Origin of the sequence: Microcoleus sp. S36a_B3 (assembly GCF_036700745.1) — a bacterium.
Classification (GTDB): domain Bacteria; phylum Cyanobacteriota; class Cyanobacteriia; order Cyanobacteriales; family Microcoleaceae; genus Microcoleus.
Genome location: NZ_JAUBPN010000009.1, coordinates 165,053 through 179,709 on the forward strand (window position 1 = coordinate 165,053; position 14,657 = coordinate 179,709).

The following is a 14,657-nucleotide window of genomic DNA, read 5'->3' on the forward strand; positions in this document are numbered from 1 at the left end:
AGCCAATCTATTTATTAAAAATAACTAAGTATTGTCACCAATGGGTAGCGCGGACAAGGTAGGATAGCAGTGAAGGCGACAATGCAAGTTAATAACCCTGATGAAAGCGATCGTTTTTGAAACGCCCGGAAGTGCGTCCGTACTGAGACTGCAAGATATCCCCGCCCCTACTATACAAACAGAAAGTGAAGTTTTAGTGCGTTTGCGGGCGGCGGGAGTCAATCCGATAGATACTAAGTTGCGATCGCGCGGCACTTTTTATCCAGAAAAAACTCCTCACCTTTTGGGGTGTGACGGTGCTGGAATCGTAGAAGCTGTCGGTGCTGCGGTGCAAAGTTTCCAAGTGGGAGACGAGGTTTTTTTCTGCAACGGCGGTTTGGGCGGGTTGATGGGTACCTATGCTGAGTTTGCCGTTGTAGACGAACGTTTCCTCGCCATCAAGCCTGCTGCTTTAAGTTTTGTTGAGGCGGCGGCGGCACCGTTAGTTTTAATTACAGCATGGGAATCGCTGTACGATCGCGGGCGGTTGCAAGCTGGCCAAAAAGTATTGATCCAAGCTGGTGCCGGCGGTGTCGGCCACGTCGCGATACAGTTGGCTTCGTTGCAAGGTGCTGAGGTTTGCACTACTGTGAGTTCCGAAGCCAAAGCCGAATTTTGTAAATCTTTGGGTGCAGATTTAGTTATTTTATACAAAAATACCGATGTTGTCGATGATGTTTTGACTTGGACTCAAGGACAAGGAGTTGACTTGGCTTTCGATACAGTCGGGGGAGAAACTTTTTACCAAACTGTTCCGGCTGTGAAGATTTATGGCGATTTGGTAACAATTTTGGAACCAGATCCGGCTTTGGGGAATTTGAAAACAGCGAGGATGCGAAATCTGCGAATTAGTCTGGAATTAATGTTAACTCCGATGCTGCAAGGTTTGGGGGAAGAACAGGAACAGCAGGCTCATATTTTGCAGCAGTGCGCTGGTTTGTGCGATCGTAATTTGCTCAAAATTCATGTCAGCAAAACTTTCCCGCTAGCACAAGCTGGTGCTGCTCACAAACTGTTAGAAACAGGCTCTGTAACAGGTAAAATAGTTCTTGAAATTCCCGGCGATTGAGATTTCGGGCGAAGGGAATTAGCGGCGACACAAGCTTGCAGCCGACTACGGGAGCGGGTTGAAAACATTGTGAATTCAACCTACATTCCGCCATTCAAATTGAACCTAAAATAAGGTTTAAAACAAGAATGCAGTTCGCTTGCTCGTGGTTGAAACCCTCAGAAAATCAGTCATATCATGTCCGCAATACGAACCGTCCATTTGTGTTATTAATCGATCAAACTTGATATCATATCAAATTTTCTCTTCATCGGAATAGTAAATTAACAGTTAACAAATAACAAATAACAAATAACAAATAACAAATAACATCTATGAGTGCAACGGAAATTGATATCATCCCCGAATCTAAAACCTCAAATTTCCCATTGAAAATCCCGTAACTTACCGTCTCTACCCAAAGCTTCATCGGCCAATTCCACCATCCAGCGATTCGGCCGCGCTTGGGGTCTGGCCGCGAGCACCAAGGCCCAAGCTTCTGCTTCTTTACCCCGGCCCAACAGCGCAGCACAAACAGTCAAAGCTGTTGCTGTTGAAAGGCTGATGCCACTTTGACAGCAGACGAGCAAATTGCCGGGGTTCGCCGACATTTTGAGGGCAAAGTCAATAATTTGGAGGACGTCATCGAGTGTAGCTAAAACCAGATCGGGGTCGTCAATTGGGGTTTCGAGGTCGTTTAACGATCGCCGCAGTCGGTTCGGGATTTTGTGAAAACTTTTGGGTTCGGGTAGGCCCGGAGTGCCGATCGAGATTAAGTATTTGAGTTGCCGTCCCGCAGGGCGATCGATAATGTATTCAGTGGCTTCTCCTTCCGAAACTATCAAAATTTTCGGCAGTTTTTCACCCAATAAATCTGCAGAAGTTGAAAATTCAGAATCAACTGTGTTTACCTCAGCGCTAACATCCGGCAAGTATTGGGCCGCCAGGGCGCGAACGTCAGCAACTTCGCGGTTTAAAGCTGATTCCAGAGCCAAAATTGCAGCACCAGATCCAATTTGACCCAAGGATTTAACAGCTTTTTGACGGACTCCAGGGGTTTCGTCCCCCAGCAGATGCACCAAACCTGCGACGGACTCCTCTGTCGCAATTTGCCCCAAAGCAGCAGCAACTCTCCACCGAACATAGGATTCGCTGTCGCCTCGCGCGATCGCCAGTCCCGTAGCCACCATTTTTTGCAAGTTAGCATCGCCGCCTGTATTGATGTTCCCCAGGGCCACCGCCGCCCTGCCGCGCACGAAAATATCTCGATCCGAGAGCGATCGCATTACTGCCACCGCAGCCACCTCGCTGCTGATTTCCCCCAAGGCAGAAACTGCACTGCCGCGCACGTCTGAGTCTTTATGGTTGAGGGCGGCAAGCAGCCCCGCCAAAGCCGTTTCCGTGCCGATTTGTCCCAAGGCCTCGGCAGCCCTCAAAGAAACGGCGTAGTAGTCGGGATCGTGCAGCAATTCTACTAAGTGGGGTACTGCGTCGGGGTCGCCGATTTTCCCCAAAGATGCCGCAGCCCGGGCGCGCACTATTTGATTTGTGTCTCGGAGGGCGGCAAGCAGCCCGGGAAGCGCCTCAGAACCCCCAATTTTCCCGCAGTTGACCGCAGCCCGCCAGCGCACTTCGGGGTCTTGGTGTTTGAGGGCAGCAAGCAGTGCTCTGACGGCTGTTTTCGGCTTCATTTGGCCCAAGGCCCAAGCAGCCTTGGCGCGCACTGCTGAGGTTTTGTGGTTGAGGGCTTCTAGCAGTGCTGCGACTGCTGGTTTCGAGTCAATTTCTCCTAGGGCCCAAGCGGCCCAAGCTTGCACTTGGGAATCTTCGGATTCGAGCGATCGGGCTAATTCAATTACTGCGGCTTCCGAGCCAATTTTGCCGATCGCCCGAATGCTGTGAAGGCGCACGACACTTTGTTTGTGGTTCAATGCTTGGACTAGGATCGGAATTGCCCAATCAGAACCAGTTAGTGCTAGCAGTTGAATTTTCAGCAGTGGCGAAGTTGGGATTTTTTCGATTAATTTTATAGCTGTTTTTTGAAATTCTGGTTTGAGAGTACCTGCTAGTTTCGAGCCTAGTTTTAAGTTTACTTTTAAAGCTAATTTGATCGTGCGCAAAGCCATACTTTCCTGTTCTACTTTTGGCAATATTGTCGCCAAGGCGTGCATCCCTTGTCTTTCTTTCAAATATTTTTGTTTAAATTGAGCATCGCTGAGCTCTGGTAGCTGTTGGATGAGGGTTGCTGCTGAGTTCACTGATTTATCCTCATATTTTGGCGATCGCTTGAGATTGCTCTTTTAAACTCACCGAAGCGTCCATTTTAGATTTTAGATTTTAGAATTGCTCCACAGATTAATCGGGAAGCTTAAACTCGGGTGAAAATTTTTCGGTTAGACACTCACTCTCGCATCAGCGACTTGTACCTGTTTTTGGGCTGACTCATAAAAAAAATTAGCTGCACCTACAAAACTCAAATTCTCATAAAACTTGTACCACTTTTAAAATATGTCGGATTCGACTATTTTTGGCAATTCCTCAATAATTAATTATCTAATTTGTTTTGGCGATCGGCAAGAAAGTTAGTAGTGTTTGCTACTTGGCATCGCCGCGCTCTTGACTAGGCGAACTGCGCTATATAATTTTAGAGCAACTTAGGTTCAAAGAGCGATCGGCTCCGTTGAACGCAGCGAACCGGAAACAGCCCAATTCCCGGACAGTCTCTCACCCGTAGGGCCCATTTTTCAAAACCTCAGCCAAAGCGTTACCGTTATCTCGCAAACCTTCGTAAAAAAACAGCACTTCTCCTTGAATACCGCGGGCGCGGTTGTAAGCAATTACTTGCAACAAGAGCTCAGGATTCATGCTATACTTACTACCTCGATTCGCTAACAAAATACCGGGGGATACGCAGTGCAGTTGTTCGCCGCTAAGCTGTTGGTCAACGAGTCGATCGACCAATTGTTTGTAAGCCTTAAAATCCCGGCGGTAAAACTGGGGATGAAGCATATCAACCAACTTTTTGTCAACCCAAGTTTGAGAATCTTGCAAATATTCCACCAGTCCCCATTCATAGGGACTAGGCGAAAGCGACAGCAACAAATCAGGACTAATAGCCTTCAATTCTCGGTGCAAGCGAGCCACAAACTCAGTAATAATATCGGCGCGCCATTGCAGCCAATGTTGCTCTTTCGGATTCTGTGGTACTTCTCTCCCGCACTCTTGCAGGTAGCGTTTAACCGTTTTTTCGTCATAACCGCCTTCGGAAGGAAGCGCAATGCGATCGTCTCCTTGAACCCCCTTTACCGGATAATTCCTAGCAACTTCCAGCATCAACCCCAGCAAAAAATCTTGAACTTCCCCATCAAGAGAATTCATCCATTCAAACTTATTTTTCTGAAGTAAATTGCCGCTGTAATCGCGAGCCGCCCACTCAGGTTTTTTCGCCAGCAAATGACCGCCGTTGAGATTGTAAGAACTCACAAATCCGTATTCAAACCAAGGAATAACTTTTAAACCAACTCTGTTAGCCTCAACAATTAATTCTGCCAGAGGGTCGCGCCCTTGATAGCGCGCATCTATTTCTATCCCAAATTGTTCGCGCATAATTTGAGAAGGATAAGCAGTAAAACCCCGGTTCCAAACAACAGGAAAAACTGTATTAAATCCCGTATCTGCCAGAAAGTCCATTGCTTCAGCAATCCGCTGTTTTGAGGTGAGAACTTTGCAGTCGGTGCTGGGGATCCAAACGCCGCGAATTCCCGTGTGATGGGGCGTAAATGTTCCGGGAACCGTTATTTGATTTTTTGCGTCAACTGGAACTGCAAACTGCTGTTTAAATAAAGATTTGAAACTGTGAATTGCTGACTGGAATCGCTCTAAAAATGGCATTTAATCTAGGGATTTACAAGATTTTGCACGATTTTTTATAACTCACATTAGGTGTCAATATTAGCAACGGGCTAGAAGCCTGTTCGACAATTAATAAAATTTCTTGTGGGCTGTTAGCCACGGGCTAGAAGCCTGTTACACAAACAATAAAATTTATTGTGGGGCGGGCTAGCGTGCCCGCCCCTGAAATTTTACTGGCCAGCCCTGAAATTGTGCTATGCAGCTACCCCAGACAACTTCTGGCTCAAAGCTTCTTTCAAAAGCTCGGCCTTGTCAGTTTGCTCCCAAGGCAACTCTAAATCAGTGCGCCCGAAGTGACCGTAAGCCGCCACATCTTGATAGAAACGGCCGCCTCTTTCTGCCGGCAAATTCTGCAAGTTAAATGCGTGAATTATGCCTGCAGGACGCAGTTCAAAATGCTGCTTCACAACTTCCAAAAGCCGATCGTCATCAACTTTCCCCGTCCCAAAAGTTTCGATCATCATGCTGACAGGCCGCGCCACGCCGATCGCATAACTCAACTGCACTTCACACTTTTCGGCCAAACCAGCCGCCACGATATTTTTAGCAACGTAGCGACAAGCATAAGCTGCGCTGCGGTCTACCTTCGTGGGGTCTTTTCCAGAAAAAGCACCGCCGCCGTGACGAGAATAGCCGCCGTAGGTATCCACAATAATTTTGCGGCCCGTCAAACCCGAATCTCCTTGAGGCCCGCCGACTACAAATTTGCCGGTAGGGTTGACAAGGAAGCGAGTTTCTGAATCCGGCTTGACGCTAATATCGGCAAACACTGGTTGGACGACAGCAGTCCAAAGGTCTTCTTTAATCTTGGCTTGAACCGCGGCTGTTTCTGTGATATCGCCGATCGCCTCAGTGTGCTGCGTAGAAATTAAGATCGTATCGATACCAACAGGTTTTCCGTCTTCGTAAATTACCGTAACTTGGCTTTTGCCATCGGGACGCAGATAAGATAACTGACCTGTTTTGCGGACTGCGGCCAATTGACGGCAGATCCGGTGCGCTAAGCTGATCGGCAGAGGCATCAATTCCGGCGTTTCGTTGCAAGCAAAACCAAACATCAAACCTTGGTCGCCCGCGCCGATAGCATCCAATTCCTCTTCGCTAGCTTCTTCCCGGCTTTCCTGAGCCGTATTGACACCTTGGGCAATATCGGGAGACTGAGAGTCTAGAGCCACCAACACCGAGCAGCTATTGGCCGAAAATCCGTTGTCAGCGTGGATGTAGCCAATATCGGCTATTTTTTTCCGCGCCAACTCTATGTAATTTACGTGAGCTTTGGTGGTAATTTCGCCCGTGAGCAGCATCAAGCCCGTGTTGACGACAACTTCGGCAGCGACGCGGCTTTTAGGGTCTTCGGTCAGTAAGGCATCTAGGATTGTATCTGAAATTTGATCGCAGATTTTATCGGGATGGCCTTCGGTAACAGATTCAGAGGTGAACAGGTAGCGACGTGACAATGATTATTTCTCCTTTGATGGGGGCGAATCCTGCACGACATCGGCGACAGACGACTGACTTTTCAGGTAGAGGCCAAGAATCATCGCCTCTGGGTCGCCGTCTAAGGTGTGTCGGTCTGCTCTGCAGTGTTGAAGCAGGGTTGGAAATTAGGTAAAGTGACACTACTATAGCAAAGTCATAGGATTTTAGACTTTAGATTTTAAATTTGAGCTGGGGAAGAACTGGTGAGAGCGAGGTTGGGAGCTTTATCTACAGTTTAATTACTTTTGGAAACTAATATCAGTTTGGGTAAGTCCTAAAAACTTAAGTCTTGTCGGATTCTCAATAAATCTTTGACCCAGGCAAAAAAACTGCCGCCGCCGACACGACTGATGGTCGATTCCAAAATTTTAGATTAAACTGCCAGCTTGCAGATTAAATCCTGCAAGTAAATCTCAAATCTCAAACTTGTACTTCGGCTTCGCGAGTGTACAAGTTTGAGATTGGGAATTGGGGAATTGAGGGATTGAGGGATTGAGGAATCTATCGATCAATACTTCATTTTTGTGAGAAGTGCTGTATGAAACCGACACACAATTTGATATTTGATCTACCCACCTTCCGCCATTGTGTATACGAATTAGCACGCATTAAGACTCAAAAAAACCGATTTTTTTTCGGAATCTGTTGGTGATACCGAGGTATTTTGAAAAAAACCCGGTTTCTGGCTACCCGCGACTCAAAGTGATTTACAAAAATACTTAATACTTCACAGCAATTAATGAATTAGTGTAGCAATTTAAGTTTAAACTAAGAACGCTCGCAAATAAAAGTTTTCACATTCACAAGGGAAGAGTTCTGAGAAACAGGCAAACAAAAGTTTTTTTCCTGAATCATCACCTTCTCCTTCCCCTTCACTTTGTGTAGGAGGTAATTATGAACGAAAAAGTTCTCGGAGCCGCGCGAAACGTTGCAATTGTCGGCCCTTATTTAAGCGGGAAAACAGCACTGCTAGAAAGTTTGCTGTCGGTGACAGGAACAATTACTCGCAAAGGTAATGCTAAAGATGGTAATACGGTAGGTGACAGTTCGCCGGAAGCTCGCGATCGCAAAATGAGCGTAGAAGTCAACAGCGCTACCGCCGAATACGAAGGCGTTCGCTTCACATTTCTTGACTGTCCGGGCTCGATAGAATTTGCCCAAGAAACTTACAATGCACTGATCGGTGTCGATGCAGCGGTGATTGTTTGCGAACCGGTTGCCGATCGCAATTTAACCCTCGCCCCGCTGTTCAAATTCCTCGACGATTGGGAAATTCCCCACCTAGTTTTTATCAACAAGATCGATCGCGCTTGCACCGACGAAACTACTTGCGGCAGCAACTTCACCGAGGTAGTCAACGCGCTCAAATCCGTTTCCAGCAGACCAATTGTACCTCACCAATACCCGATCGGCAAAAACGAACAAATCATCGGTTTCATCGACTTAGTAACCGAACAAGCTTACCACTATCACTCCGGCGCACCCGCAGATCCAGTCCCGCTTCCCGAACACCTCAAATCACAAGAAAGCGCAGCGCGACAGGAAATGCTGGAAGAATTGGCAAATTTTGACGATCGTTTACTCGAAGAATTGCTCGAAGAAATCAATCCCGACGCTGAAGAAATTACCCGCGATTTGAAGATGGAATTAGGCGCTGATTTAATTGTGCCCGTATTTATCGGCATCGCCGAACAAGATTTCGGGGTGCGCCCTCTGCTGGAAGCGTTACTCAGAGAAGCGCCGACACCAGAAACTACAGCCGATCGCCGCGGCATTATACTAAGTGAGAACCAAGTTCTGGCTCAAATCCTCAAAACCTATTACACGCCGCAGGGAGGCAAACTATCGTTAGTGAGAATGTGGCGGGGGACGCTGGCAGACGGAGCAGTTTTGAACGGGATTCGAGTTAACGGTTTGTACCGCTTGACCGGTCAACAAACGCAAAGTTTGCAGTCCGTCAGTGCTGGGGAAATTGTCGCTGCGGGCAGGCTGGAAGGCTTGAGAACAGGCGATGTGCTGGGTTCGGACCAATTATTGCCAAAAGCCGAAATTGTCTCGCCTGTCTACGCGCTGGCGATCGTCCCGGAAAAGCGCAACGATGAAGTTAAGCTGAGCTCCGCTTTAGCTAAATTGCTCGAAGAAGACCCATCTTTAGTCTGGGAACAGCACGGCGACACTCACGAAATTATACTTTGGGGTCAAGGCGAAATCCACCTGAAAGTAGCCTTAGACAGGTTGCGCCGCAAGTATAACTTGCCGATGGTAACTCACTTACCGCAAGTGCCGTACAAAGAAACTATCCGCAAATCGGCATCTTCCATCCACGGGCGCTACAAACACCAAAGCGGCGGGCACGGACAATTCGGCGACGTGTATCTCGACATCGCACCGCAGCCTCGCGGAGAAGGCTTCAATTTCAGCGACAAAATAGTTGGCGGAGTCGTACCCAAACAGTACATTCCCGGCGTGGAAGTGGGAGTGCGCGAGTATTTGGATCGGGGCCCGCTGGGTTTCCCGGTGGTAGATGTATCGGTGACGCTGACGAACGGTTCTTACCATTCGGTTGACAGTTCCGAACAAGCTTTTAAGCAAGCGGCGCGGTTGGCGATGCAGGAAGGAATGGCGAAGTGCGAACCGGCATTGCTGGAGCCGATCGCCAAAGTTGAAATTTGCGCTCCGAACGAGTGTACATCAAAGGTGTTGCAGTTGGTCAGCGGACACCGCGGCCAAATTCTCGGCTACGAAGGTAAAAAAGACTGGAAGGGATGGGATGCTGTTTCGGCTTATTTGCCGATCGCCGAAATGCAGAATTTGATCGTAGAATTGCGATCGCAGACAATGGGAGTCGGATTTTTTAATTGGGAGTTCGATCGATTGCAAGAAGTGCCGGAACCTTTAGCTAAGCGGGTTTTGCTAACAACTGGCGGCAATGGAAACGGTTCGTAGTGGGGACTTCAGTCCTCTCTTTGTGGAGCGAGAAAAACTAAAATTTTCAGAAAAAAAATAGGTTAGTAGTGTGGGCTTCAGTCATCTCTTTATAATGGAGCGAGAAAAACTAAAATCTTCACTACGAACCTGTATTTATACTGGGAAATTCAGTCCTATTCCCATTAGTTAACAAGGACTAAATTCCTCACGGCGAACATGGAATTTAACTCTTAAAAAGAAACCATCAAGTAACCGTTTTGGAATTTAGCACCCGTAACAGACTTCCCAGTCAGCGCCGGAGGTAGCAAAATATTGCGCCGCTGATCGCCCGCTTCGATCGTAACTTCCGGCCCCGATTGAATCAATTTAATTTCTTTCTTGTCAAACCCAGGCAAAAACAAACTAACTTGACGCTGTGCAATGTTTATGTTAATCGGTTTAGGAGCTTTTGCCGCCTCAGAAAAATCTGGCAAAGCATCAATTAGTGGCTGCCAATTATTGTCGCTGTGTGCCGGAACCGAAACCGCTGTCAAAGGATCGAAATCTGCCGCAACTGTTTCTGTAACCGCTGATTGATTGACAATTACACCGCCCACAGTCAAACCAATTTGTTGAGAACTTCCCCAAAGATAGCGGGCCGTGGCGATCGCACTTGCATCCCCAGTCGTCACCAAAAAAGCCGCCGTGCGGTTCGGATCTGCCAGCGCTTCCTTACCCTTATCCAACAGATTATCGACTTGCTTGGTAGATTGAAAAGCATTGTCTCCCGACAAATCCACAGTCAACACGGTACTGACAACCGGTTGAATAAAAGGCGACAAAGCTTTTCCCAAATCCGAATCTACCAAAGCTTGGCGGAAGCGACGGATGTACCAGCTCAAAATTTCTGGCATTCCCAGCATCCGCAGCGTATCCATGCCGCCGCTGCCGTCATATACAATTACATCGTATTGTTTGCTGTCCTCGTATTCCCGAAGTTCGTTCAACGCTAGGGCGCTGTCCATTCCCGGTAAAACTCCCAATTCTTGACCGTAAATCTGTTTAAAAAACGGGGTGCGGACATATTGAGCTTCCAGTTTTTTAACTTCGTCCCACCTGCGTTCTAGCAGCGGCGCGCTTTGCACCTGAACTGCTTTGAGGTTGGGGGCGATTTCCTGGGGGTTCGGAGTCAGGGGAACTCCTAGCAAAATACCCAATGCAGGGCCAGGATCTTGGCCGAGCAGCAGAACTCGCTTGCCTTGAGCTGCGTATTTTTTAGCTGTTGCGATCGCGATCGTGCTGCGGCCAGTGCCGCCTTTGCCCAAAAATGTCAAAATCAAAGCCATTTTCTGTTCTCAGTGCCAAATTTTCAGTAAGATTACGAATTATCAATGCTTTCGGCCATCACTGGCTAGTTTTCTAGGAACTATCTAGCAAGCCAGTTTACCGAAATAACTTTTTACCAGACTTCCTACAGTGTCACTCACCTGTCGCTGACCTACAAGCAAACTGATCTAGCAATATTCTAGAGTTTGGTTGTCGGTCAATATTTGCGATCGCCCGTCCAGCCTTTACTCACAACCTCAAGGAACGATCGCTGCTTGAAATTGCAGGCTGAATCAATTACCCAAAGCCCCATCGCACTTTCTGCACTCTCGATCTACCGAGCGATTGTAAAATTTTGTGACATTTTTTATTCGGTAGCATTAGATACAGAATTATCTGTTATAGTTATAAATAAGACTAAAAAAATAATTCAACATTAAATAAAAAAATACGGAGGAACCGCATATGTCTACCGAAAATCAAGCCCGCTCTCTGATGATGCGCCACCACCACATGGTGAAGAACCGGCAGCAATCCATGCTCAACCGCACCGCTAGCGAAGTCGGAATGGAAGATACCAACTACTGGGGCCACATTCAAGGCAAAGCGCAGCCAAGCCTTCGATCCAGTTACGATCGCAGCAACGCCACCATGAGCTAAGGCAAGCTCAAATTCCCTAATTGTCTACGAAGTTATTACCGATAATTTTTTGGAGAAACCAGTTATGTCAACTCAAGAACAAGCCCGCAGCCTGATGATGCGCCACCAACACGTGGTCAAAAACCGTCAGGAATCCATGCTGAGCCGTGTGGCTGCTGAAGTTGGTTTAGATGCTGGTTCTCCAGCGAGTATCGATCGCAAATAACTCGTTTTTTAACAGCGAGACAGTTGAATCGAGTTTGTTGTTTTTAGCTAAAAATTAATAATGACAGTTACAAAACCGTCGCGACTTCTTCTTGAGTTCGATCTCTAGAAAGGAAGTCGCGATTAATTTTTTTTTGGCTAGTTAAATACAAAAAGTAAAGCACAGCCTCGCTTAACGGCATTTCCACGCCGAAAAACCGGAAAACGAGCAACCCTTACCAAATTATCAGTCGCGGGCAATCTAAAATCTAAAATCTAAAATCTAAAATCTAAAATGATATAATCCCTCTTCAGAAGATTGAAGGCTACTAGGGAGGTCATCATGTCGGAGTGGAAAGTAATTGACGGCGGAGTTACAGCACCCAGAGGATATCGAGCATCGGGAATTACAGCGGGTTTGAAGCCTTCAGGCTTGCCGGATTTAAGCTTAATTTTGTCAGAAGTAGACGCGATCGCCGCAGGAGTCTTCACTACATCCACCGTCCGGGCCGCTTGCGTGGACTACTGTCGCCAGCGTTTGCAAACTAAACCCAGCGCCAAAGCAATTTTGTGCAATGCGGGACAAGCAAATGCCGCTACTGGCGAACAAGGTTTGGCAGATGCCCTAGAAAGTGCCAAATTGTTGGGAGAAGCGCTAAATATTCCTCCAGAATCGATTCTTTTGGCCTCCACAGGAGTAATCGGACAGCGGATTAAAATGGAACCGCTGAGGGCGGGAATTCCGCGATTAGTTGCTGAGGCATCGGAAACTGGTTCCGATGCGGCGGCGAAGGCTATTTGTACGACTGATTTAGTGCCGAAAACGATCGCCCTAGAAACTGTGTTTGGCGATCGCACCGTGCGCGTCGGCGGCATTTGCAAAGGTTCGGGAATGATTCACCCGAATATGGCAACAATGCTAGCATTTGTAACCTGTGATGCAGCAGTATCCTCGCATTTGTGGCAAGAAATGCTGAGTCGAGCTGCTGACAGAAGTTTCAATCAAATTACAGTTGACGGCGATACCAGTACCAACGATTCGCTCATTGCTTTGGCCAACGGTCAATCTCGCACCCCGGCGATTACAGAAATGGGCCCGGAGGCTGAAAAATTAGAGGCGATGCTGACAGAAGTTTGCGTGCATTTAGCAAAGGCGATCGCCCGCGACGGCGAAGGTGCAACTTGTTTGGTAGAAGTGCAAGTTAGCGGTGCCGCCGACGAAGTTTCTGCCAGTAAAATTGCCAAAACAATAGTCGGTTCTTCTTTGGTGAAAGCTGCTATTTTCGGACGCGATCCCAATTGGGGCAGGATTGCGGCGGCTGCGGGGCGCGCTGGTGTTCCTTTTGAACAGGAGAATTTGCGGATTCAATTGGGAGATTTTTTGATGATGGAAAACGGCCAACCCAAAGAGTTCGATAAATCTGCTGCGAGTAATTATATGAAAGCGGCCGCTTCGGGAGAATATTTGAAGGGAGACACGGTTTTAATTCAGGTTGGTGTCGGGAATGGCGGCGGTTTTGCGAAGGCTTGGGGATGCGATTTGAGTTACGATTACGTGAAGATTAATGCCGAGTATACGACGTGAACTACCAGACGCTGACCACTTAAGTGGTACAGCGCCAGCTTCCTGATTCAACGGGGCGGGGCGTCCAACAAAACCGAAGTTTTACTCTTGTCCACTTACATCCCCTCCTCCGGCAGAAGCGCTAGTTCCTAACGCCAAAATCCGCAAGGCTTCATTCCTAATGTTGATGGCGGCGTTGACATCGCGATCGTGGTGATGACCACAATGCTGACAACTCCATGCTCTAATATCAAGAGTGAGATTATCAACTCGATTTAGGCATATATGGCAAGTCTTAGAGCTAGGAAACCATCTATCGATTTCGACATATCGTTTTCCTTCACTCTCGGACTTGTACTTGAGCATCATACAGAACATACCCCAACCAACATCACTAATAGCTTTGGCTAAATTATGATTCTTTACCATGCCTTTAATATTGAGATTTTCCACTGCAATAACTTGGTTTTCGTCAACTATCTTGCGGGATAGCTTGTGCAGAAAATCTTCGCGGCATCGGGCAATTTTGGAGTGGACTTTTGCCACTGCCAGTTTTGCCTTTTTACGGTTTTGACTACCTTTCTTTTTACAAGAAAGCTTTTGCTGCTTGCGTTTCAAGTTTCGTTGACCCTTGACAAAATGTTTGGGATTGCCAAACTTAGAACCATCACTGGCGATCGCAAAATGAGTTAATCCGACATCAATACCAATAGCTTTGTGAACGGGCACTAATTCAGGCTTAGCTTTCCCATCCGAGATCAAAACAGAAACAAAATGTTTACCGTCCGGGTTGCGAGACACGGTAACAGTCTTAATATTTCCCTCAAAGTTACGATGTCGCCGACAGAAAACTAAACCAATCTTAGGTAGATGGATATAGTCACCGTCAAATTTAACATTTTGAGGATAACTAATCGACTGCCTGCCGTGCTTAGCTTTGAATTTGGGCGGCATCGCCCTCTTGTCAAAGAAATTTTAATAGGCAGTAGATAAATTGAGGGCAACCACCTGTAAACATTGAGAATAAGGCTCTTTTAACCATTCGTATTTTTTTTTGAGGTTAGGGAGTAAGCCTTGTATGTATGCCCGCTTACAGTCCTTTCCCAGTATTCTTGTAAGTTTCTTGACATAGATTTAAAGCCTAGTTCCAGAACCATCTCGCGCAGCCAAAAGACTTTGCAAGCAAGACTTCTTGCCCACCTGTGGGATAAATTCTGTACTTGTAGGCTTTATACATTTATCAAGATTGCCGAATACAGATAAAAAAATCATAGCGCACTACCACAAAATTGATTCGCTGTTGCTCAATTTATTTTCACCACGAGTTTGGGTTCTATAAATACAAAACACCAGATGCTCCCTAATCTCGCGCCAATAAATCCATCATCGTTGGGAGAGTGATTTGGTGGCTTGGAAAATACTGTAAATTGCTCTAACTTAGCAATACTAAGGCTTTGTGTCTCCCCCGACAGCGGAAGCGGTACCCAAAAAGCTATACTTGACTTGCATGACTTTGCCTCAGACTGCTCAAAAGCGGGG

At 47.1% G+C, this 14,657-nt stretch carries 9 protein-coding genes and 1 pseudogene; 5 read left to right on the plus strand and 5 right to left on the minus strand.

Going from position 1 to position 14,657, the window contains the following annotated elements:
• Positions 1-100: 100 nt before the first annotated feature.
• The gene (locus QUA01_RS12790; RefSeq protein ID WP_333086940.1) at positions 101-1,108 is read left to right on the plus strand and encodes a zinc-dependent alcohol dehydrogenase family protein; all 1,008 of its coding nucleotides are present in this window, start codon (positions 101-103) and stop codon (positions 1,106-1,108) included.
• A 356-nt stretch (positions 1,109-1,464) separates the two neighbouring features.
• Here the strand turns inward: QUA01_RS12790 and QUA01_RS12795 are convergent, their stop codons facing one another.
• From QUA01_RS12795 to metK, 3 genes are all read right to left on the minus strand, one after another.
• Positions 1,465-3,345 (minus strand): HEAT repeat domain-containing protein, encoded by a 1,881-nt coding sequence (locus QUA01_RS12795; RefSeq protein WP_333086941.1) that lies wholly within the window; start codon positions 3,343-3,345, stop codon positions 1,465-1,467.
• Between the two features lie 466 nt (positions 3,346-3,811).
• Positions 3,812-4,978: a glycoside hydrolase family 10 protein gene (locus QUA01_RS12800; RefSeq protein ID WP_333086943.1), complete on the minus strand. Its 1,167-nt coding sequence runs from the start codon at positions 4,976-4,978 to the stop codon at positions 3,812-3,814.
• Between the two features lie 215 nt (positions 4,979-5,193).
• The gene (metK, locus tag QUA01_RS12805; protein ID WP_333086944.1) at positions 5,194-6,456 is read right to left on the minus strand and encodes a methionine adenosyltransferase; all 1,263 of its coding nucleotides are present in this window, start codon (positions 6,454-6,456) and stop codon (positions 5,194-5,196) included.
• A gap of 916 nt (positions 6,457-7,372) precedes the next feature.
• Here metK and QUA01_RS12810 point away from each other — a divergent pair.
• Positions 7,373-9,424: an elongation factor G gene (locus QUA01_RS12810; protein ID WP_333086945.1), complete on the plus strand. Its 2,052-nt coding sequence runs from the start codon at positions 7,373-7,375 to the stop codon at positions 9,422-9,424.
• 212 nt (positions 9,425-9,636) lie between these two features.
• On the opposite strand, the gene QUA01_RS12815 is transcribed toward QUA01_RS12810, so the two are convergent.
• The gene (locus QUA01_RS12815; protein ID WP_333086947.1) at positions 9,637-10,731 is read right to left on the minus strand and encodes a Get3/ArsA fold putative tail anchor-mediating ATPase NosAFP; all 1,095 of its coding nucleotides are present in this window, start codon (positions 10,729-10,731) and stop codon (positions 9,637-9,639) included.
• A 445-nt stretch (positions 10,732-11,176) separates the two neighbouring features.
• Between QUA01_RS12815 and QUA01_RS12820 the strand changes: the two genes are divergently transcribed.
• From QUA01_RS12820 to argJ, 3 genes are all read left to right on the plus strand, one after another.
• On the plus strand, positions 11,177-11,371 hold the full coding sequence (locus QUA01_RS12820) for a hypothetical protein (protein ID WP_194009216.1): 195 nt from the start codon (positions 11,177-11,179) through the stop codon (positions 11,369-11,371).
• Between the two features lie 64 nt (positions 11,372-11,435).
• Positions 11,436-11,576: a hypothetical protein gene (locus QUA01_RS12825; RefSeq protein WP_194009217.1), complete on the plus strand. Its 141-nt coding sequence runs from the start codon at positions 11,436-11,438 to the stop codon at positions 11,574-11,576.
• Between the two features lie 321 nt (positions 11,577-11,897).
• Positions 11,898-13,139 (plus strand): bifunctional ornithine acetyltransferase/N-acetylglutamate synthase, encoded by a 1,242-nt coding sequence (gene argJ / locus QUA01_RS12830; protein WP_194070209.1) that lies wholly within the window; start codon positions 11,898-11,900, stop codon positions 13,137-13,139.
• Between the two features lie 47 nt (positions 13,140-13,186).
• Here the strand turns inward: argJ and QUA01_RS12835 are convergent.
• Positions 13,187-14,355: pseudogene (locus tag QUA01_RS12835) on the minus strand (RNA-guided endonuclease InsQ/TnpB family protein).
• Between the last annotated feature and the right edge of the window lie 302 nt (positions 14,356-14,657).

Bases quoted from the DNA above. Each gene is read 5' to 3' on its own strand.
- QUA01_RS12810 (WP_333086945.1), top strand. From the start codon at position 7,373: ATGAACGAAAAAGTTCTCGGAGCCGCGCGAAACGTTGCAATTGTCGGC.
- QUA01_RS12815 (WP_333086947.1), bottom strand. From the start codon at position 10,731: ATGGCTTTGATTTTGACATTTTTGGGCAAAGGCGGCACTGGCCGCAGC.
- argJ (WP_194070209.1), top strand. From the start codon at position 11,898: ATGTCGGAGTGGAAAGTAATTGACGGCGGAGTTACAGCACCCAGAGGA.
- QUA01_RS12790 (WP_333086940.1), top strand. From the start codon at position 101: ATGAAAGCGATCGTTTTTGAAACGCCCGGAAGTGCGTCCGTACTGAGA.
- QUA01_RS12820 (WP_194009216.1), top strand. From the start codon at position 11,177: ATGTCTACCGAAAATCAAGCCCGCTCTCTGATGATGCGCCACCACCAC.
- QUA01_RS12800 (WP_333086943.1), bottom strand. From the start codon at position 4,978: ATGCCATTTTTAGAGCGATTCCAGTCAGCAATTCACAGTTTCAAATCT.
- QUA01_RS12825 (WP_194009217.1), top strand. From the start codon at position 11,436: ATGTCAACTCAAGAACAAGCCCGCAGCCTGATGATGCGCCACCAACAC.